Here is a 20,067-nt window from a genome sequence, read left to right as displayed (position 1 = left end):
CGGAATGGATGCCGCGCCCCCCAGGTTCTAGCCTGGGGGGCGCGGCATTTGTTTGTGTATCCGCAGTTGAGGACGCGTCCCTCCGGCGCGCGCGCAGGCACAGGAACGAGGCACTACATGACCGACCCCGTGACGCTGGACGGCGAGGCCACCTTCGGCGAGTTCGACGAGAAGCGGGCCGAGAACGCCGTACGCGAACTGCTGATCGCGGTCGGCGAGGACCCCGACCGGGAGGGCCTGCAGGAGACGCCGGCCCGGGTGGCGAGGGCGTACAGGGAGATATTCGCGGGCCTGTGGCAGAAGCCCGAGGACGTGCTGACCACGACGTTCGACATCGGCCACGACGAGATGGTGCTGGTGAAGGACATCGAGGTGTACTCGACCTGCGAGCACCATCTGGTGCCGTTCCGCGGTGTGGCCCACGTCGGGTACATCCCGGCCACCAGCGGAAAGATCACGGGGCTGTCCAAGCTGGCCCGGCTCGTGGACGTCTACGCCCGGCGCCCGCAGGTGCAGGAACGACTCACCACCCAGATCGCGGACTCCCTGATGGAGATCCTGGAGCCGCGCGGGGTGATCGTGGTGATCGAGTGCGAGCACATGTGCATGTCGATGCGGGGCATCCGCAAGCCCGGCGCGAAGACCCTCACGTCGGCCGTGCGCGGGCAACTGCGGGACGCGACGACGCGCAACGAGGCGATGAGCCTGATCATGGCGCGCTGAGCGGGCGTCAGGCGGCCGGGGCCGTGCCTCTGCCGTGGTGGTCCTCGTCGTCCTCCGGGAGCTTGCAGACGCGCTCCAGGAAGAGGGCCGCCGCTATGACGGCGATCCCCGCCACGACCGAGGCTCCCGCGTAGATGGCCTGGTCGCGGCGGGCGGGGATGTCGAGGGACTCCAGGAGGAAGACGCCGGTGCCGCCGTACATCCCGGCGACGAGGGCGGCGACCAGGGCGCTGGCCTGGCCGAAGACGACCGCGCGGGCCGCCATCATCGGGTCGACGCCCTTGGCCCCGGGGCGGCGCTCGCGCTGGTCCTTGAGGCGGGCGCGCAGGGACAGAGCCGTGGCCGTGAGGACCACGGCGATCAGGGCGAGGACGACGGGTGCGGCCAGCGGAACGCTCGGCAGGGTGCCGAGGGAGTTCCAGAGGCGGGCGCCGGCCCAGGACAGGATGCCGGCCACGACGAAGACGCCGACCAGCACCCTGATGCGCAGCTCTCTCACGGTGTCCTCGGTGTCCCTTCGGTTCCCCCGGTGCCCCGGTGTGCGGTCCTGTCGACCTTAACGGCTACTCGGGCAGCCGGAGTTCCAGGTCGTCGCGGGGCGTGACGCCCTCCCGGGCGACCGTGTCCAGCAGGGCGGCGACGGGTCCGTGTCCGGGAAGTTCGGCCTCGGGGTCGGCGTCGTGCCAGGGGATCAGCACGAAGGCGCGTTCGTGGGCGCGGGGGTGGGGGAGGGTCAGCTGCGGGTCGTCGGAGAGAAGGTCCGCGTAGGAGACGATGTCCACGTCCAGGGTGCGCGGGCCCCAGCGCTCGTCGCGCACCCGGTGAAAGGCCTCCTCGACCGCGTGGGCCCGCTCCAGCAGGGAGGACGGGGGCAGGGTGGTCCTCAGGACCACGACCGCGTTGAAGTACGAGGGCTGGCTGCCGGGCTCGACGCCCCACGGCTCCGTCTCGTACACGGGCGAAACCGCCTTGACCCGGATGCCGGGGGTGTCCTCCAGGGCGTCGACGGCCCCCTGGAGGGTCTCCAGCCGGTTGCCGAGGTTGGCGCCCAGGGACACGACGGCCCGCTTCGGGTTGTGCAGGGTGGCGTCGGCGGCGTCCACCCGTTCGACCACGGAGGCGGGAACGGGCTGAACGGTCGGGTCGGTGTGGCCCTGGGTGGACGGCCTGGTCATGCGCGGCTCCGGATGATGGTGATGGTCACGTCGTCGAAGGGCACGGTGATCGGCGCGTCCGGCTTGTGGACGCGGACCTCGACCTCCTGGACCACGTCGTGCTTGAGGCAGACCTGTGCGATGCGCTCGGCGAGCGTCTCGATGAGGTTGACGGGCTCGCCCTGGACGACCGCCACGACCTCCTCCGCCACGATGCCGTAGTGCACGGTCCTCGTCAGGTCGTCGTGGGCCGCGGCCGGCCGGATGTCCAGGCCGAGGACCAGGTCCACGATGAAGGTCTGGCCCTCTTCGCGTTCCTTGGGGAACACACCGTGGTGCCCGCGGGCCCTCAGGCCGTGCAGCGCGACACGATCCACATGAATCCACTCCTGCAGTCGTCGGTCCGGCCGGTCGGCGCCGTGTGCGGACGGCACCCTTGCCTGAGTCGAATTTACCCGCGGGTACCGACCGGGCGGACCCCGAGGGGGGCGGGTCCGATTCGTGCCGGGAGGTTTCACCGTGCGTTTTCCCCGGGAAGGCCCGGGGCTCACGGACAGGTAGCGACCCCTACCCGCACGGGGGTGGCGCCAATCACTTCCCGGACGGGGAAGGGGAACGACGGGGTCCGGCCGGGTGCTGTGATCAGGCGGGTCCGGCCGGTCCCGTGACCGGAGCGGACCGGTCCGGCGGTCGGCCTGTCCGCTCAGGAGGGGGGTTCGGCGTCGTCGGGGGCCTCGGAGTCCTCGCTCTCGTCGTTCTCGGCGAGGACGGGGGAGGCGTGGTGGGACCAGAGCTTCCAGCCCGCGGGGGTGCGGCGGTACACGTTGGTGGCGACGACCAGCTGGCCGAGCAGGGGGCCGAGCTCCTCGCCGGCCTCCGGGGCGGGGCCGCCGCTGAGGATGTTCTCGGTGCAGGTCACGACGGCGGTGTCGCCCGTGACGGAGACGTGCACGTCGGTGAGGAAGAACTGGATGTAGTCGGTGTTCGCCATGATCAGGGCGTACGACCGGAGCACCTCGCCGCGTCCCGTGAGCACCGGCCAGCCGGGGTGCACGCAGGAGATCACGCCGGCGTCCGCCGGGTCGTGGTAGGTCTCGTCGACGCCCAGGTCGGCCGGGGTCAGCCAGAGCGACGCGACCTCTTCGAAATCGCCCTGCTCGAGCGCCTCGTAGAAGGCGGCGTTGGTGGCTTCGACCTGCTCGACATCGGTGTGCGGGGCGCTCACCGGGTCCCCTCGGCACCGCGCGCGCCGGACGCGGGGGGCGTGCCGTCCGGGATACGCGCCCTCTCGACGGCATGGGCGACCCGTACGGCGTCCGCGGTGGCGCGCACCTCGTGCACGCGGACCGCCCAGGCGCCGCCCTGGGCGGCGAGGGCGGAGACGGCGGCGGTCGCCGCGTCACGCTCCCGGGCGGGTGGGGGCGCGCCGTCCGGGCCGGCCAGGACGTGGCCGAGGAACCTCTTGCGGGACGCGGCCACGAGCAGCGGGTGACCGAGCGCCCGGAGCCGGTCGAGACGGGCCAGGAGGGCGAGGTCGTGGTCGGCTCCCTTGGAGAAGCCGAGCCCGGGGTCGACGATCACGCGGTCGGCGGCGATACCGCCCTCCAGTACGACGTCCACGCGCGCGCGGAGTTCGTCGACGACCTCGGTGACGACGTCGTCGTACGTGCCTTTCACGTTGTCGCCCTTCAGCAGGCCGCGCCAGTGCATGACGACGAAGGGGGCGCCGGCGTCGGCGACCACGGGGATCATGCCGGGGTCGGAGAGACCGCCGCTGACGTCGTTGACGAGCGCGGCGCCCGCCGCGAGGGACTGCTCGGCGACGGAGGCGCGCATGGTGTCGACGGAGATCGTGACGCCCTCGGAGGCGAGCCCCCGGACCACGGGGATGACGCGCTTGAGTTCCTCGGCCTCGTCCACCCGCGTGGCGCCGGGGCGGGTGGACTCGCCGCCGACGTCGATCAGGTCGGCGCCCTGGGCGACCAGGTCGAGGCCGCGCTTGACGGCGGTCGTCGTGTCGAACCAGCGGCCGCCGTCGGAGAAGGAGTCGGGCGTCACGTTCACGACGCCCATGACCGCGCAGCGGCCCCAGTGGGGAAGGCCCGAGACGTGAAGGTGTCCGCTCCTATTGCTCATATGTTCAGCGTAGGCCCAGGACGGGGCCCGGAAGCACTTGGATCCGGGGGGACGCGCGGGGGCGCGGCCGGAAGCCTGCTCCGGGATCTCGTGACCCGGGCCCGGGAGACCGGAGTCCCGGAGCCGGACTGCGACCCGGTATTTCCGGCGGGCGCGAGATGACCGGTGGGCGTATCCGGATCTCGCCGGACATCCCGGAAAGCGGCGGGGCGGGACGGGGACGTCTTGGGACGCGACTCGGGTACGTCTCGGGTACGACTTCCTTACCCAGGAGTAGGTTTTTTCGGGCGGAAGCCCGAGTGGATCGGTGGATGCCGGAAGGGCGGTGCGGGACGGGCCCGGGCCCGGCTCGGGGCGGGCTCGCTGCCGGTGCGGGAGGCGGTCCGGTGAGAGGCGGGGAGGTAACCGAACCGGTTTCCCGCCCAGAAAATGATCTTGATAATTGCGGCGTGGGTCTATTCACGGTTCGGCGGAGTTCCCCGATGCCCTGTGAAAGCCCCGGTGCGGCTTTGTTTTTACGGGGCGGGGCTCCAACATTCGCCTACGCGCGGTAAGTTTCTGGCCATGCCACGTGGACGTCACCGTCATTCCCCGCCCCTGCACAGGATGTTGCCCCCGTCGGCGATCGCAGGCGTCTCGCTCGTCTGCGCCCTGGGGCCCTGGGTGTTCACACAACCGATGACGCTTCGCCTCCTGGCCGCTGCCGCGGCGGCCGTGGCGGTCCTCGGCGCGGTCGTCATGCGGCACTGGGACGCCCAGGCCGGCAAACAGGTCGCCGACCTCACGCGCGCGCGTGCCAGTGACGAGTGGCGTTTCGAGGAACGGGTCGCCGAACTGGAATCCGACCTCGAGGAGTCGCGCGAACTGCGCCTCAAGCTGGAGCACCGGCTGCGCGCCAAGCGCACGGAGCTGGCCGGGCTGCGCAACGAGCACGCGGCACTGCTCAGGCGGTACGCCGCGGCGGAGGCCGACCGGGCGACGGTCCTGGAGGAACGCCGGGTGCTCGAGATCGAGGCGGCGGTCCCGGCCCGCGCGTTGACGGCGGGACCGTCGGCCCCCGGGTCCGGTGCCGTGCCCGCCGACGAGGCGACCGTGCCGGCGGCCAGGACCGAGGGCGGACCCGAGGACGGGACGACGACCGCGTCCGAGCCCGGGGCGCCCGGGTCCGAGACATCCGCGGACGGCGGGAAGAAGGCCGGGCGGCCCGCGGCTCCCCAGGTCTTCTCGCCGGCGGGGTCCGCGCTGTTCCTGCGGGCCGACGCGGCACTGGCACGGCTCGCCGCCGACGGCAAGGGGGACGACCGCCCCGCGCGGGACGTCACCGAGGCCGCCGCCACGACGGACGCAGCCGACACGACCGAGGTGTCCGACGCGGAGGCCATGGAGGCCGCGGAGACGACGGCCGACGATGTGCCGACCGACGCCGGCACCCCTCAGGGCGGCCACCCGGCAAAGGGAGGTGACTCCGCGTCCGCGGGGGAGGACACCCGGCCCGGGAACACCGCAGGGTCCCCCCGGAGCGGCGGCACTCCCGAGGACGACGGCCCCGAGCCCCCCAGGGCGAGGAAGCCGCAGCCGCCGCAGGAGGGCGGGGCGGAGGGGCGGTCCCGGGCGGTTGCCGAGCACGGGCGCACGACCGCCTCCTCCGGCTCGGAGACCGACACCACGCCCGAGCAGCCGACCCAGTCCACCCTGCCCGCTCCGTCGGCCTCGCCCGGCAGTTCCGTGCGGCGGCCCGCCGGGCACTTCACCGTGCCGACCGCGGTCGCGGTGGTACCGCCCACCGAGCCCGTGCGGCGCCCGGTGTCCGACGGCACCTTCGACTTCTTCGGTACGCAGAACGAGGCGGAGGCCGCCGACGAGGCCGAGGAGGAGGGACCGGCCCCGCACGGGGCCGGGGCCGATCCGGAGTTCGGGCCGGCCGAGGACGCGCGGGGCGTCGGCCAGGTCATCGACCTGACGGCGCACGACGAGCCGGAGCCGGCCGACGAGGAGGCAGAGGCCGGGACAGAGAACGGCACGAAGGGACTGCGCAGCGCGGTCTCCTGAGGCCCGGGAGAACACACGGCAGGCCCGGCCGCACGGCAGGTCAGTCACACGGCGAACGGGGCCACGCGAACGGAGCCACGCGAGCGGGGTCCCGCACGGGAGACGTGCGGGACCCCGCTCGCGTGGCCGGCCCGGACGCCGGACGCCCGGCACCCGGGTCAGGCCATCCACCGGTCCGGGCGGGCGTCCCGGCGGCCGGTCCGGGACCGTTCCGCCTGGGCCCGCAGCAGCTCCGCCGCCTCGTCGGCGTCCCGGAACCGGGCCGTCACGGACTTGTTGGCCCCGGTGTCCACATGGACGTCCGCGACACCCCGGGCGCGCTCCCAGGGCCCCTGGGACAGCCGTACGCTCTGCACCTTGGCGTGCGGCACCAGCGCGACGGTCCGGGTCAGCCGGCCGTGCCGCGCGGCGAACACGGTGCCGGTGACGGCGAGTCCGTAGCCGCGCCACCACACCGGCATGCACCACCGCGCGCGCCGCGGCGGCCGGGACAGTTCCGTGTGCGACGGCACGCCGACGCCGGGCAGTACCCGCGCGACGACGGATTCGGCGATCTCGCGCGGAGCGACCGGCAGCAGCAGGGAGTTGGACGAGCCCGCCACGTCGAGCTCCACCCGCACCCAGCCCCGGCGCCGCCACAGCAGCGGCTCCACGATCCGCACGGTCTGCACCCGCCCCGGTGGCACCGTCTCGTGCACCCGGTCGAGGAGCCCGTGGTCGATCCGCAGCCCGTCGGGCGACTCGCCCAGGGTCCAGTCGTACTCGGTGACGAACCGGCCGACGCTGCTCGCGCCCGCCGCGCCGATCACCGGGACGGCGGCGGCGAGGAGTGTCCACAGGCTGTGGGTGGCCATCCACAGCAGCGGCAGCGCGACGGCGGCGACGATCAGCCAGATCCAGGTCGCGCCGGTGAGCACGAGGGAGAGGGCGAGGACGCCGGGCGGCACGCGCAGCAGCTGCCGGGACGGAGCCTCACCCACCTCGTGCGCCGTCTCGGGTGCGAAACCGGCCGCCCGTGCGAGCAGTTCGGCACGCAGCGCGCGGGCGTCGTCGGCGCCCAGGAAGGCCAGCTCGTCCTTCTTGTCGGTCCCGATGACGTCGAGTTTGAGCTTGGACACGCCCGCGACCCGCGCGAGCAGCGGCTGGGTGACGTCGATGGCCTGGATCCGCTCCAGCCGGATGTGCGCGGTACGCCGGAACAACAGCCCGGTGCGGATGCGCAGTTCGCTGTCGGTCACCGCGAAGTGGGTGAACCACCAGGTCAGGAAGCCGTAGAGGGCGGCGGCCGGGATGAGGACGCCGAGACCGATCAGCAGGGTGGTCGTCGTCAGCCGGGTCAGCTGGCGCTGCGCCTGGTCCGGGTCGTGCAGCGCCCACCCGATGATGACCGCGACGGGCGCCCACGCCCGCCTGAGCGGCGTGACGGGATGCAGCCGGCGCTCGATCACGGGCCGCCGCTCGCGTACGGCCTCGGAGGCCTGTGAGGCGGTCACAACCCCGCCGATCGGGCTTCGCCCAGCTCGGTGAGCCGGTCGCGCAGTCGTTCCGCCTCGGTCGGGACGAGACCGGGGATGGTGGCGTCGGACGCCGCGGCCGCCGTGTGCAGTTGCACGCTGGCCAGCCCGAAGTGCCGTTCGAGGGGCCCGGACGTCACCTCGACCAGCTGCATCCGCCCGTACGGCACGACCGTCTCCTGACGCCACAGGACGCCCCGGCTGATCAGGAGGTCGTCGGAGCGCTCGGCATACCGCCAGGAGCGCCAGTTGCGCTCCAGCATCACCCAGCCCCAGACCAGCAGGGCCAGCGGCAGCAGGGCGAACGCGGCCCAGGCGGGCCCGGCCAGCAGGCCCGGGACCAGCCCGGCGGCCAGCGTGAGCAGCCCCAGCCACACCACCAGCATCAGCCGGCGCACCTTCAGCAGCCCCGGCGGCAGCGCGATCCACTTCGGCTCACCACCGGGGGCCGCCGGCGCGCCGGAAAGGACCACCGGTTCCGCCGCTCCCGTCGTCGCGGCCGGTCCCGCCGCCGGTCCCGCCGGTCCCGCCGGCCCCGTCGTCGTCCCGGTGGTCGCCGTGGCCGCCGTCGCCCCAGCGGGCTGTTCCGGTCCCGCTGTACCCGCGTCGTGCGGGTTGCCCGTCTCCATGGCCCCAGCGTACGTAGGGGAGACTGTGTTCATGACTCCTACGACGGAGACCATGGTCGGCATCGGCGGCGCCGCGGAGAGCACCGACATGGTGCTCAACATCGGGCCCCAGCATCCGTCCACGCACGGGGTGCTGCGGCTGAAGCTCGTCCTGGACGGCGAGCTCATCACCAGCGCGGAGCCCGTGATCGGCTACATGCACCGGGGCGCGGAGAAGCTGTTCGAGGCGCGGGACTACCGGCAGATCATCATGCTGGCCAACCGCCACGACTGGCTGTCGGCGTTCTCCAACGAACTGGGCGTGGTCCTCGCCGTGGAGCGGATGCTCGGCATGGAGGTCCCCGAGCGCGCGGTGTGGCTGCGCACGCTGCTCGCGGAGCTGAACCGGGTGCTCAACCACCTGATGTTCCTCGGCTCCTATCCGCTGGAACTCGGCGGCATCACACCGATGTTCTACGCCTTCACCGAGCGCGAGGAGCTCCAGCACGTCATGGAGGAGGTCTCCGGCGGCCGCATGCACTACATGTTCAACCGCGTGGGCGGCCTCAAGGAGGACCTTCCGGCCGGATGGACCACACGCGCGCGCGGCGCCGTCGCCGACGTGCGCTCCCGCATGGACCGCTTCGACGACCTGGTGCTCGGCAACGAGATCTTCCGCGGCCGCACGCGCGGTGTCGGCGTCCTCTCCCCGGCGGCCGTGCACGCGTACGGGGTGAGCGGGCCGATCGCCCGGGCCTCGGGCGTCGATTTCGACCTGCGCCGCGACGAGCCGTATCTCGCGTACGGCGAGCTCGCGGACGTCCTGAAGGTCGTGACCCGCGAGGAGGGCGACTGCCTCGCCCGCTTCGAATGCCTCCTGGAGCAGACGTACCACGCCCTCGACCTCGCCGAGGCCTGCCTCGACCGGCTCGCCGACCTGCCCCCGGGCCCCGTCAACCAGCGGCTCCCGAAGGTGCTCAAGGCGCCCGAGGGGCACACGTACGCGTGGACCGAGAACCCGCTCGGCATCAACGGGTACTACCTGGTCAGCAAGGGCGAGAAGACGCCGTACCGGCTGAAGCTGCGCTCGGCCTCGTACAACAACATCCAGGCGCTCACCGAACTGCTGCCGGGGACGCTGGTCTCGGACATGGTGGCGATCCTGGGGTCGCTGTTCTTCGTGGTGGGGGACATCGACAAGTAGGGCGGCGGGGCGATGGGGCGCGAGGCCGGGGGAGCTGTCGTCCGTCTCAGCCGGCGTCCGCGAGCACGTCCGGGATCCCGACCGGCTGCAGCAGCCACCCGAAGCCGCCGAGCCCGCCCGGCGCGACGAGCTCGGCGGCCTCCGAGGCGGCCGCCAGGGCCCGTACGTAGCCGGCGGGGTCGGTGGACGCGAGGGTGAGCGGGGGGCGCGAGCCGGTGAGGCCCAGGGCGCGCAGGGCGGCCCGCTGGGGGAGCAGACGGGCGCCGGGCAGCGGGCAGGCCGCCGCGCAGGCGTCCAGGGCGACGTGCGCGGTGATGTCGCACGACCCGTCCGGTACGGGCGGGGTCCCGCGCCCCTTCCGGAAGCCCGTGAGCGTCCCGAACGGCGGGCGCGCGCCCGCCGTGTGCGCGTAGTCCACGGCGACCGCGAGCCCCCGCGCGAGCGTCCCGACCGCTGACGCCCAGGCCAGATCCCGGGGCAGCCCGATCTCCGCCCGCAGTCCCGCCCCGCTCGTGGCTCCCGAAGCGGCCTCCCCCTCCATGGCCTCCCCCTCCGTGGCGGTCTCCTCCGCGGCCTCCCCCGCTGCGGCCTCCCCGCCGTCCGTCACGGGTCGCCCGCCCGTGAGGGGCCACCACCGTGCCAGCCACTCCGCCTCCGGGCCGGTGACCGGCGGCCCGAGCCGTTCCGTTCCGTCGTCGTCCACCAGGACCAGCCGGGGGACGCCCTCCGGGTCGACCTCGGCGACCTCCAGGGGCACGTTGTCCAGCCACTCGTTGGCGAACAGCAGCCCCGTGGTCCGCTCCGGGGGCTCGGCCCGCCACTCGATCCGTCGGTCGAGGCCGCCGGGACGGCCGGCGAGTTCGACGGCGTACGCACGCGTGCGTGCCGCCACGTCGGCGGGCAGCGCGGCGAGCACCCCGGCGGCCAGTTCGCCCCGTCCCGCCGCCATGTCCACGAAGTCGAGCACCGCGGGCCGGCCCAGCGTCTCGTCGACCCGGCACAGCAGGCGGGCCACGGCCTTCGCGAACAGCGGCGAGGCGTGCACCGACGTACGGAAGTGCCCGGCGGGGCCCTCCGGCCCGCGGTAGAAACCGTCCGGCCCGTACAGAGCCGCCCGGGTCGCCGCCCGCCATCCGCGCGGTCCGCCTTCCGCCCCTGCCGCCACCGGTTCCACCCGCTCGTTGTCGCCCATGTCACCGGTGCCACCGGCTCGTCGCCGCTGCCGCTGCCACCGTCATCGGCCCAGGTTACGTGCGGGGACGTGCCGGGCCTCCACCTTGCGGAGTACACGTGCGGACCGGGGATCGGCCCTCCGGTTGACCCCTGCACGCATTTCGCTTCCCTACGCTGGGTCACGTGCAGCGCCTCTACGATTTTCTCCGCAGACACCCGGCATGGGTCGACGGCTTCTGGGCCGTGGTCCTGTTCGGGATTTCGGTGATCGGCAGAGCGCCCGTCGAGGAGGGCCACGGGACCCCGCCGACGGCCGTGGCCGTGCCGGTCATGCTGCTGCTCTCCCTGGTCGTCGCGCTGCGCCGCCGGATGCCGGAGCGGATGCTGGTCCTGGCCGTCGTGGTGGGCCTGCTCCAGGTGGTCCTCGACGTGGCGGTCCTGCCCGCCGACTTCGCCCTGCTGGTGATCGTCTACACGGTCGCCGCCGTCGGCGCCCGCTGGGCCTCCCGCCTCGCGCTCGGCGCCGGGCTGTGCGCGGCACCGGTGGCGCAGGCGCGCTGGCCGCTGGAGGACGTGAGCGCGGCGGGCAACATCGCCATGGTGATATTCCTGACCGTGCCCTTCGTCCTCGCCTGGGTGCTCGGAGACTCCATCCGCACCCGGCGTGCCTACTTCGCCCAGCTCGAGGAGCGCGCCGCGCGGCTCGAGAAGGAGCGCGAGGCACAGTCGAAGGTCGCGGTCGCCGCCGAGCGCGCCCGCATCGCGCGCGAACTGCACGACGTCGTCGCGCACAACGTGTCGGTGATGGTGGTGCAGGCCGACGGCGCCGCCTACGTCCTCGACGCGGCGCCCGACCAGGCGAAGAACGCCCTGGAGACGATCTCCTCCACCGGCCGTCAGGCGCTCGCCGAGATGCGCCGCCTGCTCGGCGTGCTGCGCACCGGCGAGCACCAGGAGGCCGGGGAGTACGTGCCGCAGCCCGACGTGCGGCAGATCGAGGACCTCGTCGAACAGTGCCGGGAGTCCGGGCTGCCGGTGGACTTCAAGATCGAGGGCACCCCGCGTCCCCTGCCCAGCGGCCTCGAACTCACCGCGTACCGCATCGTGCAGGAGGCGCTCACCAACACCCGCAAGCACGGCGGGCCCAACACGGGCGCCAGCGTGCGCCTGGTGTATTTCGACGACGGTCTCGGCCTGCTCGTCGAGGACGACGGCAAGGGCGCCCCGCACGAGCTGTACGAGGAGGGCGGGTTCGACGGCCAGGGGCACGGTCTGATCGGGATGCGCGAGCGGGTCGGTATGGTCGGCGGCACCCTGGACGCGGGCCCGAGGCCGGGCGGAGGGTTCCGCATCAGCGTCCTGTTGCCCCTCAAACCCGCTTGACGTCCCCACGCTTGCGCACGCCCTTCATTGACACCTGTAACACCTTCTGGAAGAGGGAAGAGGCCCCGATGGCGATCCGCGTGATGCTCGTCGACGACCAGGTGCTGCTGCGCACCGGATTCCGGATGGTGCTCGCCGCACAGCCGGACATGGAGGTCGTGGCGGAGGCGGGCGACGGCGTGGAGGCCCTCCAGGTGCTGCGGTCCACCGCCGTCGACGTGGTGCTCATGGACGTCCGGATGCCGAAGCTGGACGGAGTGGAGACGACCCGCAGGATCTGCGCGGACACCGACCCGCCGAAGGTGCTGATCCTGACCACGTTCGACCTCGACGAGTACGCCTTCTCCGGGCTGAAGGCGGGCGCCTCCGGCTTCATGCTCAAGGACGTGCCGCCCGGCGAACTGCTCGCCGCGATCCGCGCGGTGCACAGCGGCGACGCCGTGGTCGCCCCGTCCACCACCCGCCGGCTCCTGGACCGCTTCGCACCCATGCTGCCGAGCACCACCGCGCAGCCCCAGCACAAGGAACTGGAGCGGCTCACCGGGCGGGAGCGGGAGGTCATGGTGCTGGTCGCGCAGGGCCTGTCCAACGGCGAGATCGCAGCCCGTCTGGTGCTGTCGGAAGCGACCGTGAAGACACATGTGGGCCGCATCCTGACCAAGCTGGGGCTGCGGGACCGGGTGCAGGTGGTGGTCCTCGCCTACGAGACGGGACTGGTACGGGCCGGCGGACAGGGCTGACCTTGCGCACAGGGCTGACCGGGCGCCCCCGCGTCGGTAGGGTCTGCGCATGCTGCTGTGGATCAACGGTCCCTTCGGGGGCGGCAAGACGCAGACCGCACACGAGATACGGCGCCGGCTGCCCGGCAGCGTCATCTGCGACCCCGAGCACCTCGGCTTCGGCCTGCACCGGATGCTCCCGCCGGAACTCCGGGAGGACTTCCAGGACCTGGCCTCCTGGCGGCAGGGTGTCGTCGAGGTCCTCGACCTCACCCTGACCCGGCACGACGGCGTCGTGATCGTGCCCATGACGGTCACGGACCCGGACTGCTTCGCCGAGACCGTCGGCCGGCTGGGCGAACTCGGCCACGACGTACGCCATTTCACCCTTCTCGCCGAACGGGAGACGGTGCTGCGGCGGTTGCGCGAACGCGGCCTCGGACGCCTCCTGAAGTACGTCGGCGGGAAGAACGCGGGCCTGCGCCGGGAGAGCTGGGCCGTGCGGCGGCTCGACCACTGCCTGGAGCGGCTGGGCGAGCCGGAGTTCGCCGAGCATCTGTGGACCGACCACACGACCGTCCCGAAGACGGCGGACCGCATCGCCGTCCTGGCCGGACTGACCCTGCGCCCCAACAACGAGGGCCCGCTGCGGACCCGGCTGCGGCAGGCGGGCGTCGGCATCCGCCACATCCGCTTCGACTGACCCGCGTCGCCACCTCCGCTTCGACCGGCCCGCGTCGCCACCTCCGCTTCGACCGGCCCGCACACCCGGTCCGCACGGCCGGTCCGCTTCGACCGGTCCGCACGGGCGGTCGGCACCGGCCGGCCCGTGTCCGGGGCCGCCGTCAGCGCAGAATGCCCTCCAGGAAGTCGCTGCCGAGCCGGGCCACGACCGTCACGTCCAGCTGGTGCAGTACGTACCGGCCGCGGCGGCGCGTGGTGAGCAGGCCCGCCTTCTTCAGCACGCCCAGGTGCCGGGATATCTCCGGGGCCGTCATGCCGTGCACCTGGGCCAGCTCACCGGTGGTGTACGCGCTGCGCGCGAGGTGACGGCACAGCCGCATACGGACGGGATGGGACAACGCCGTCATCCGCAGGGCCAGCTGATCGACCGTCGGCGGCGCGGCGAGCTCGGGGGAGCCGACGGGGTAGTGCAGCACCGGCCGCCAGCCGTACCGGTGCAGGACCATCAGGTGCGGCCGGCCCAGACTCGTCGGGATCAGCAGCAGACCGCCGTCGGCCGTGGCCGTACGGCCGTCACCGAGTTTGTCGACCGTGATCAGGCCGGCGTCCAGGTCGACGGTGACCGCCGGGGACACCGCGGCCAGTGCTTCGGCCAGCCCTTTGCGCCGCAGCAGGTCCGTCTTGAGCCGGGTGTCGGCGGCGAGCTGATGACGCAGCCGGGCCCAGGCCTCGGCGAAGAACGCCTCGTCGCAGTCCTGGAAGAACTCCCGCAGCCAGGCCCGGATCCGGGGCGGATCGGCCAGCAGCCCTTCCGTGAACCGCACCTGCCGGGGCCCCCGCGCGGCGGCCAGCTCCAGCGCCCGGTGGCGCATCCTCGCGTCGGTGAGCGGGCCGGGGCCCGGCTTGTCGTAGGGGAACGCGCAGGTGAACTCCAGCGCGGCGGCCACGAACTGCTCGTCCGACAGTTTGTCCAGCAGCTCCAGCTCCTCGGCGAGGTCCGTGCCGGGGAGCGCACCGCCGGGGACGCCCGCGCACGCCAGGAACAGGTCCGAGAACGTCATACGCCACAGGAAGTCGGCCTCGCACATCCGGTCCGCCAGATGCGGGTCCAGGCGCGCGGTCACGCCCGTCACCCAGCTCTGGAGCCCGGGATGGTGGGCCGGCTCGGACAGTGCGTGCAGCGCCATGCCGAGCTCGGCCAGCGGGGACGGCACGGCGGCGATCCGCTTCCAGGCCCCCGACTCCGCTCGCGCAGGGGACATCCCCGTCGCCCACAGCCCCGAGATGTCGATGCGCACACTCATGCCCTCATGGTGCACTCCGCCGCCGACAGGGCCGCCCCGATTGACGGCCGCCGTCAATCGGGGCGGCGATCGGAAGCCCCCGCCCCTTCGACGCCCCTCAGCCCTGCGCCGGCCCTCGCACCCCCGTGCCGGCCTCCACGCCCCTACGCCTTCGCTCCCGGCAGCCGCCGTACGAAGTCCGCGGCCGCGGCCCGTACGTCGTCGGCCGTCCACTCCAGGCCCGCCGCCCGCACGTACACCTCGGTGAGGGCCAGACCCGGTCCCTTCGGATCCCAGTGGTTGGCGAACAGCGCGGCCCCCGTCTCCTCGGCCGCCCGGACGGCCGCCTCGGCCAGGACGTCGGCCTCGTACGGCAGCCACACCTGGAAGTCGTGGGTGTGCGGCACCTCGGGGTGGACGCGCGCCCACGGCACCCCGGCCTCCGCCAGCCCCTCGCGCAGGGCGGCGGCCACCACGCGCGCGTGGGTGACGTACTCGGGCAGCCGGGGCAGCTCCCGCTCCAGACCGATCAGCGCCGACAGGGCGGTCGGGAACTGCTGGAAGACATTGCCCCCGTACCGGTGCCGCCAGGCCTTCGCCTCGTCCACCAGCGTCGCCGGGCCGGCGAGCGCCGCGCCGCCGAAGCCGTCGAGGGACTTGTAGAACGACACGTAGACGCTGTCCGCCAGGGCGGCGATCTCCTCCAGCGGACGGCCGAAGTGCACCGTGCACTCCCACAGCCGGGCCCCGTCGAAGTGGACCACGGCCTCGCGTTCCCGCGCGGCGTCCACCACCTCGGTCAGCTCCTCCCAGGTGGGCAGCACGAAACCGGCGTCCCGGAGGGGGAGTTCCAGCATCAGCGCGCCGAAGGGCTCGTCGAAGTCCCGCACCTCGGCGGCGGTCGGCATCCGGGGTTCACCGGTCACCCGCACCGGACGCAGGCCGCTGACCCGGCTGAACGCGTTCCGCTCGTGCACCTCGGGGTGGCTGAGCCCGTGCAGCGCGACCACCGGGCTGCCGGTACGGCCCGCCCAGCAGCGCAGGGCCACCTGCTGGGCCATCGTCCCGGTCGGGAAGAACGCGGCGGCCTCGGTGCCCAGGAGTCCGGCGACCCGTTCCTCCAGCGCCTCGACGACGCCGTTGCCGTAGAGGTCGGCCGTCTCGTCCAGGTCGTACACGTCCGCCGCCGCGTCCAGCAGGGCCAGCCGCTCCCGGAGAGGGCCGAGGAAACCGAGGCGCGCGAGCGCGCGCGGGGCGCTGCGGCAGGCGGCGATCCGCCGCTCGCGGAGCTTTTGCCCCCGTTCCTGATCCGCCCCTTGCCCCGTCCCTTGAGCCGTGCCTTGCCCCGTCCCTTGAGCCGGCTCCCGGGCCGGGCCCGGGTCCGCCCCGGTCTGCCGCTCGTCCCCGTCCTGTGCCGCAGTGCCGTTCTCCGCCGTATCACCCATGCCCGGGATCATCCCGCGTACGGACACGCGCGGGCACCCGGGTTTTCGCTGCGGGACCCACACCCTGCGGACCCCCGCGCGCCGGGGAACCGGCCTCGTTTCGCGTTAACATGACGAAAAATCGTCCGGTACCCCGAGCGGACTGGAACGGGAAGGCCGTCGTCGCGTGAACACAAGCCCACAGCCAGATCCCAGGGACCGCCCCGCGCGGCTCAGCGTCGGTGTGGTCGGCGCCGGGCGCGTCGGGCCGGCCCTGGCCGCGTCCCTGCAGCTCGCCGGGCACCGTCCGGTGGCCGTGTCCGCCGTCTCCGCCGCCTCCCTCAGGCGCGCCGAGCAGCTGCTCCCCGACGTGCCGGTGGTCACGCCCGCCGAGGTGCTGGAGCGGGCCGAACTGGTGCTGCTGACCGTCCCGGACGACGCGCTGCCCGAGCTGGTGGCCGGGCTCGCCGAGACGGGCGCGGTACGGCCGGGACAGCTCCTCGCGCACACCTCCGGGCGGTACGGCGCGAAGGTGCTGGACCCCGCTCTGCGAGCCGGCGCGCTGCCGCTGGCCCTGCACCCGGCGATGACGTTCACCGGTACCCCCGTGGACGTGCAGCGGCTCGCCGGATGCTCCTTCGGCGTCACCGCGCCCGAGGAGCTGCGGCTGGCCGCCGAGGCCCTCGTGATCGAGATGGGCGGCGAACCGGAGTGGATCGCCGAGGAGAACCGCCCGCTCTACCACGCGGCCCTCGCCCTGGGCGCCAACCATCTGGTCACCCTGGTCGCCCAGTCCATGGAGCTGCTGCGCGCCGCCGGGGTCGAGGCCCCCGACCGGATGCTCGGCCCGCTGCTCGGCGCCGCCCTGGACAACGCCCTGCGCTCCGGTGACGCGGCCCTCACGGGCCCCGTCGCGCGCGGTGACGCCGGCACCGTCTCCGCCCATGTCACCGAGCTGCGCCGGCACGCCCCGCAGACCGTCGCCGGCTATCTGGCGATGGCCCGCGCGACCGCCGACCGCGCCCTCGCCCACGGCCTGCTGAAGCCGGAGCTCGCCGAGGACCTCCTCGGGGTACTCGCCGACGGGACGACGAGCCCCGGCGGTCCGGGAAACCGGGACGACCGGGGCACCCGGGACGACCGGGGCACCCCCGGAGACCCCGGAGCCCCCGGTGGCTCCGGCGACCAGGGCGATCAAGGCGGCGAAGGCGAAGGGGACCCCCGATGACCACCACCCTGCTGCGCACCGCGGCCGACCTGCACGCACGCGCGCGTACGGGCCGCCGAGCCGTCGTGATGACCATGGGGGCCCTGCACGAGGGCCACGCCACCCTGATCCGCGCCGCGCGCGACCTCGCGGGCGCCGAGGGCGAGGTCGTGGTCACCGTCTTCGTCAACCCGCTGCAGTTCGGCGAGGGCGAGGACCTCGACCGGTACCCGCGCACCCTGGACGCCGACCTCGGGCTCGCCGGGCAGGCGGGCGCCGACGTGGTCTTCGCCCCGTCGGTCGACGAGGTCTACCCGGGCGGCGAGCCCCAGGTCCGCGTCAGCGCCGGACCCATGGGCGAACGCCTGGAGGGCGCCGCCCGCCCCGGCCACTTCGACGGTGTGCTCACCGTCGTCGCCAAACTGCTGCACCTCACCCGCCCCGACTTCGCCCTGTACGGCCAGAAGGACGCCCAGCAGCTCGCCCTGATCCGCCGCATGGTCCGCGACCTGAACTTCGGCATCGAGATCGTCGGCGTCCCCACCGTCCGCGAGGCCGACGGACTGGCCCTGTCCAGCCGCAACCGCTACCTCTCCACCGCGGAGCGGAGCACCGCCCTCGCCCTGTCCGGCGCCCTGTTCGCCGGCCGGGACCGGCACGCCGCGCAGGAGGCGCTGCGCGCGCGGGCCCGCGAAGTGCCCGCCACGCGCGCGCGTGCCGAGGCGCTGAACGCGCTCGGGGAGTCCCGCGCGGCGGCCGACGCGCACGCCGTCGCCACGGCGGGCGGGCCCGAGGCCGTCCGCGCCGCCGCCCGCCAGGTCCTCGACGGGGCCGCCCGCTTCACCCCGCCGCTCACGCTGGACTACCTGGCCCTGGTCGACCCCTCGGACTTCACCGAGATCGGCGACGACTTCACCGGCGAGGCCGTGCTCGCCGTGGCCGCCCGGGTCGGCACGACCCGCCTGATCGACAACGTCCCCCTGACCTTCGGCACCCTCGGAGCCGCCTCGTGACCAGCACCGGCATACGACTGCACGCTCCCGCGCCCGGGTGGTCCATCGACGCGGACGTCGTGGTCGTCGGCTCCGGCGTGGCCGGACTGACCGCCGCGCTGCGCTGCGAGGCCGCCGGACTGGCCACCGTCGTCGTCACCAAGGCCCGGCTCGACGACGGCTCCACCCGCTGGGCCCAGGGCGGCATCGCCGCGGCCCTCGGTGAGGGCGACACCCCCGAGCAGCACCGGGACGACACCCTGGTCGCCGGCGCGGGCCTGTGCGACGAGGAGGCGGTCCGCATCCTCGTCACCGAGGGGCCCGACGCCGTACGCCGTCTCATCGCCACCGGCGCCCACTTCGACGAGTCCGAAGAGGGCAGCCTGGAACTCACCCGCGAGGGCGGCCACCACCGCCGGCGCATCGCGCACGCGGGCGGGGACGCCACCGGCGCGGAGATCTCCCGCGCACTTGTGGAGGCCGTACGTGCAGTCAGGAGGGGTGAGCGCGAAGCGCTCTCGGGCAAGAGCGGTGGTGTGCGACGGGCGGGACTGCGCACGATCGAGAACGCGCTCGTCCTGGATCTGCTCACGGACGCCGAGGGGCGCAGCGCGGGTGTGACCCTGCACGTCATGGGCGAGGGCCAGCACGACGGCGTGGGGGCCGTGCACGCCCCCGCGGTGGTGCTGGCGACCGGTGGCATGGGCCAGGTCTTCAGCGCGACCACGAACCCCTCCGTCTCGACCGGCGACGGGGTGGCGCTGGCCCTGCGCGCGGGCGCCGAGGTCAGTGACCTCGAGTTCGTGCAGTTCCACCCGACCGTCCTGTTCCTCGGCCCCGACGCGGAGGGCCAGCAGCCCCTGGTCTCCGAGGCGGTCCGCGGCGAGGGCGCCCACCTGGTCGACGCCGACGGGGTGCGCTTCATGGTGGGACAGCACGAGCTCGCCGAGCTCGCCCCGCGGGACATCGTCGCCAAGGGCATCATGCGCCGGATGCGCGAGCTGGACGCCGAGCACATGTACCTCGACGCCCGGCACTTCGGCGCCGACATGTGGGAGCACCGCTTCCCGACGATCCTCGCCGCCTGCCGCGCCCACGGCATCGACCCGGTCACCGAGCCCGTCCCGGTCGCCCCCGCCGCCCACTACGCCTCCGGTGGCGTCCGCACCGACTTCCACGGCCGCACCACCGTCCCCGGCCTCTACGCCTGCGGGGAGGTCGCCTGCACCGGCGTGCACGGAGCCAACCGGCTCGCCTCCAACTCGCTCCTGGAGGGTCTGGTCTATGCCGAGCGCATCGCCGCCGACATCGCCGGGAACCGGACCGGGGACGCCCTCCACGCGCGTACGCCGCAGCCCCTCCCGCCCGCCGAGCGCCCCGGGCACCCCCTCCTTCCCGCGGAGGCCCGCTTCACCATCCAGCGGATCATGGCCAGGGGAGCCGGCGTCCTGCGCTCCGCCGCCTCCCTCGAGCAGGCCGCCGACGCGCTCCAGCGGCTGCACGCCGCCGCCCGCGACGCCCTCGACGAGCAGGGCAAGACCGCCGAGCCCGGCGTCGACACCTGGGAGACGACCAACCTCCTGTGCGTCGCCCGCGTCCTGGTCGCCGCCGCGCTGCGGCGCGAGGAGACCCGGGGCTGCCACTGGCGCGAGGACCGGCCCGGGCGCGACGACACCGCCTGGCGCCGCCACATCGTCGTACGGCTGAATCCGGACCGCACGCTGGCGACGCACACCACCGACACCACAGACTTTCCCCCGACCCTCCCCGATGTCCCGGCCCTCCCCGACGTCGAGCTTCCCTGACGTCCCGGA

Annotated in this window: 19 protein-coding genes; 9 read left to right on the top strand and 10 right to left on the bottom strand. The window is 73.7% G+C overall.

Going from position 1 to position 20,067, the window contains the following annotated elements:
• Positions 1 to 117: 117 nt before the first annotated feature.
• Positions 118 to 723 carry a GTP cyclohydrolase I FolE gene (gene folE, locus ACIF80_RS17520; protein WP_399805427.1) on the top strand — a complete coding sequence of 202 codons (606 nt, stop codon included), beginning with the start codon at positions 118 to 120 and terminating at the stop codon, positions 721 to 723.
• A gap of 7 nt (positions 724 to 730) precedes the next feature.
• Here folE and ACIF80_RS17515 read toward each other — a convergent pair whose 3' ends face one another.
• From ACIF80_RS17515 to folP, 5 genes are all read right to left on the bottom strand, one after another.
• On the bottom strand, positions 731 to 1,222 hold the full coding sequence (locus ACIF80_RS17515) for a DUF3180 domain-containing protein (protein ID WP_399805425.1): 492 nt from the start codon (positions 1,220 to 1,222) through the stop codon (positions 731 to 733).
• 64 nt (positions 1,223 to 1,286) lie between these two features.
• Positions 1,287 to 1,898 carry a 2-amino-4-hydroxy-6-hydroxymethyldihydropteridine diphosphokinase gene (gene folK / locus ACIF80_RS17510; RefSeq protein ID WP_399805424.1) on the bottom strand — a complete coding sequence of 204 codons (612 nt, stop codon included), beginning with the start codon at positions 1,896 to 1,898 and terminating at the stop codon, positions 1,287 to 1,289.
• Entirely contained in the window at positions 1,895 to 2,254 is a 360-nt protein-coding gene (gene folB / locus ACIF80_RS17505) for a dihydroneopterin aldolase (protein ID WP_399805422.1), read from the bottom strand. Before folB ends, folK begins: the two co-directional genes overlap by 4 nt.
• Before the next feature lie 326 nt (positions 2,255 to 2,580).
• A complete protein-coding gene (locus ACIF80_RS17500; protein ID WP_399805420.1) occupies positions 2,581 to 3,102 on the bottom strand; it encodes a nuclear transport factor 2 family protein in 522 nt (173 codons plus the stop codon).
• Positions 3,099 to 4,013, bottom strand: coding sequence for a dihydropteroate synthase (gene folP, locus ACIF80_RS17495; RefSeq protein WP_399805418.1), 915 nt, complete (start codon positions 4,011 to 4,013; stop codon positions 3,099 to 3,101). The genes ACIF80_RS17500 and folP overlap by 4 nt, the downstream gene beginning before the upstream one ends.
• A 678-nt stretch (positions 4,014 to 4,691) precedes the next feature.
• On the opposite strand from folP, the gene ACIF80_RS17490 reads away from it, so the two are divergent.
• Positions 4,692 to 6,062 carry a hypothetical protein gene (locus tag ACIF80_RS17490; protein ID WP_399805416.1) on the top strand — a complete coding sequence of 457 codons (1,371 nt, stop codon included), beginning with the start codon at positions 4,692 to 4,694 and terminating at the stop codon, positions 6,060 to 6,062.
• A gap of 158 nt (positions 6,063 to 6,220) precedes the next feature.
• Here the strand turns inward: ACIF80_RS17490 and ACIF80_RS17485 are convergent, their stop codons facing one another.
• Positions 6,221 to 7,555: a PH domain-containing protein gene (locus tag ACIF80_RS17485; RefSeq protein ID WP_399805414.1), complete on the bottom strand. Its 1,335-nt coding sequence runs from the start codon at positions 7,553 to 7,555 to the stop codon at positions 6,221 to 6,223.
• The gene (locus tag ACIF80_RS17480) at positions 7,552 to 7,962 is read right to left on the bottom strand and encodes a PH domain-containing protein (protein WP_399806112.1); all 411 of its coding nucleotides are present in this window, start codon (positions 7,960 to 7,962) and stop codon (positions 7,552 to 7,554) included. The genes ACIF80_RS17485 and ACIF80_RS17480 overlap by 4 nt, the downstream gene beginning before the upstream one ends.
• A gap of 274 nt (positions 7,963 to 8,236) precedes the next feature.
• Between ACIF80_RS17480 and ACIF80_RS17475 the strand changes: the two genes are divergently transcribed.
• Positions 8,237 to 9,388 carry an NADH-quinone oxidoreductase subunit D gene (locus ACIF80_RS17475; RefSeq protein WP_399805412.1) on the top strand — a complete coding sequence of 384 codons (1,152 nt, stop codon included), beginning with the start codon at positions 8,237 to 8,239 and terminating at the stop codon, positions 9,386 to 9,388.
• Between the two features lie 46 nt (positions 9,389 to 9,434).
• Here the strand turns inward: ACIF80_RS17475 and ACIF80_RS17470 are convergent, their stop codons facing one another.
• Positions 9,435 to 10,580, bottom strand: a complete 1,146-nt coding sequence (locus tag ACIF80_RS17470) for an SAM-dependent methyltransferase (protein ID WP_399805410.1) — start codon at positions 10,578 to 10,580, stop codon at positions 9,435 to 9,437.
• Positions 10,581 to 10,744: 164 nt separating this feature from the next.
• Between ACIF80_RS17470 and ACIF80_RS17465 the strand changes: the two genes are divergently transcribed.
• The 3 genes from ACIF80_RS17465 to ACIF80_RS17455 all read left to right on the top strand — a co-directional run bounded on the left by ACIF80_RS17465 (position 10,745) and on the right by ACIF80_RS17455 (position 13,366).
• The gene (locus tag ACIF80_RS17465; protein WP_399805408.1) at positions 10,745 to 11,944 is read left to right on the top strand and encodes a sensor histidine kinase; all 1,200 of its coding nucleotides are present in this window, start codon (positions 10,745 to 10,747) and stop codon (positions 11,942 to 11,944) included.
• A gap of 68 nt (positions 11,945 to 12,012) precedes the next feature.
• A complete protein-coding gene (locus ACIF80_RS17460; RefSeq protein WP_332432934.1) occupies positions 12,013 to 12,684 on the top strand; it encodes a response regulator transcription factor in 672 nt (223 codons plus the stop codon).
• 49 nt (positions 12,685 to 12,733) lie between these two features.
• Complete coding sequence (locus ACIF80_RS17455; RefSeq protein ID WP_399805405.1) at positions 12,734 to 13,366, top strand: AAA family ATPase; 633 nt, start codon at positions 12,734 to 12,736, stop codon at positions 13,364 to 13,366.
• 142 nt (positions 13,367 to 13,508) lie between these two features.
• Here the strand turns inward: ACIF80_RS17455 and ACIF80_RS17450 are convergent, their stop codons facing one another.
• Together ACIF80_RS17450 and ACIF80_RS17445 are read right to left on the bottom strand one after the other, a co-directional pair.
• Complete coding sequence (locus tag ACIF80_RS17450; protein WP_399805403.1) at positions 13,509 to 14,651, bottom strand: DUF5937 family protein; 1,143 nt, start codon at positions 14,649 to 14,651, stop codon at positions 13,509 to 13,511.
• A 143-nt stretch (positions 14,652 to 14,794) separates the two neighbouring features.
• A complete protein-coding gene (locus ACIF80_RS17445) occupies positions 14,795 to 16,075 on the bottom strand; it encodes a threonine aldolase family protein (protein WP_399805401.1) in 1,281 nt (426 codons plus the stop codon).
• A 166-nt stretch (positions 16,076 to 16,241) separates the two neighbouring features.
• On the opposite strand from ACIF80_RS17445, the gene ACIF80_RS17440 reads away from it, so the two are divergent.
• The 3 genes from ACIF80_RS17440 to ACIF80_RS17430 are packed head-to-tail and all read left to right on the top strand — an operon-like array spanning position 16,242 to position 20,058.
• Complete coding sequence (locus ACIF80_RS17440; RefSeq protein ID WP_399805399.1) at positions 16,242 to 17,282, top strand: Rossmann-like and DUF2520 domain-containing protein; 1,041 nt, start codon at positions 16,242 to 16,244, stop codon at positions 17,280 to 17,282.
• Positions 17,279 to 18,274, top strand: a complete 996-nt coding sequence (panC, locus tag ACIF80_RS17435) for a pantoate--beta-alanine ligase (RefSeq protein ID WP_399805397.1) — start codon at positions 17,279 to 17,281, stop codon at positions 18,272 to 18,274. Before ACIF80_RS17440 ends, panC begins: the two co-directional genes overlap by 4 nt.
• Positions 18,271 to 20,058: an L-aspartate oxidase gene (locus ACIF80_RS17430; RefSeq protein ID WP_399805395.1), complete on the top strand. Its 1,788-nt coding sequence runs from the start codon at positions 18,271 to 18,273 to the stop codon at positions 20,056 to 20,058. Before panC ends, ACIF80_RS17430 begins: the two co-directional genes overlap by 4 nt.
• Positions 20,059 to 20,067 lie beyond the last annotated feature (9 nt).

Source organism: Streptomyces sp. NPDC085927, assembly GCF_044540975.1.
GTDB classification, from domain to species: domain Bacteria; phylum Actinomycetota; class Actinomycetes; order Streptomycetales; family Streptomycetaceae; genus Streptomyces; species Streptomyces hirsutus.
Note: the sequence above shows the minus strand (reverse complement) of the source record. Positions and strands in the feature narration are given on the sequence as shown.

Excerpts from the sequence above, each read along its gene's own strand:
- panC (WP_399805397.1), top strand. The coding sequence starts at position 17,279 with ATGACCACCACCCTGCTGCGCACCGCGGCCGACCTGCACGCACGCGCG.
- ACIF80_RS17490 (WP_399805416.1), top strand. The coding sequence starts at position 4,692 with ATGACGCTTCGCCTCCTGGCCGCTGCCGCGGCGGCCGTGGCGGTCCTC.
- ACIF80_RS17460 (WP_332432934.1), top strand. The coding sequence starts at position 12,013 with ATGGCGATCCGCGTGATGCTCGTCGACGACCAGGTGCTGCTGCGCACC.
- folP (WP_399805418.1), bottom strand. The coding sequence starts at position 4,013 with ATGAGCAATAGGAGCGGACACCTTCACGTCTCGGGCCTTCCCCACTGG.
- ACIF80_RS17470 (WP_399805410.1), bottom strand. The coding sequence starts at position 10,580 with ATGGGCGACAACGAGCGGGTGGAACCGGTGGCGGCAGGGGCGGAAGGC.
- ACIF80_RS17455 (WP_399805405.1), top strand. The coding sequence starts at position 12,734 with ATGCTGCTGTGGATCAACGGTCCCTTCGGGGGCGGCAAGACGCAGACC.
- folE (WP_399805427.1), top strand. The coding sequence starts at position 118 with ATGACCGACCCCGTGACGCTGGACGGCGAGGCCACCTTCGGCGAGTTC.
- folK (WP_399805424.1), bottom strand. The coding sequence starts at position 1,898 with ATGACCAGGCCGTCCACCCAGGGCCACACCGACCCGACCGTTCAGCCC.
- ACIF80_RS17475 (WP_399805412.1), top strand. The coding sequence starts at position 8,237 with ATGACTCCTACGACGGAGACCATGGTCGGCATCGGCGGCGCCGCGGAG.
- ACIF80_RS17445 (WP_399805401.1), bottom strand. The coding sequence starts at position 16,075 with ATGGGTGATACGGCGGAGAACGGCACTGCGGCACAGGACGGGGACGAG.
- ACIF80_RS17450 (WP_399805403.1), bottom strand. The coding sequence starts at position 14,651 with ATGAGTGTGCGCATCGACATCTCGGGGCTGTGGGCGACGGGGATGTCC.
- ACIF80_RS17480 (WP_399806112.1), bottom strand. The coding sequence starts at position 7,962 with ATGCTGGTGGTGTGGCTGGGGCTGCTCACGCTGGCCGCCGGGCTGGTC.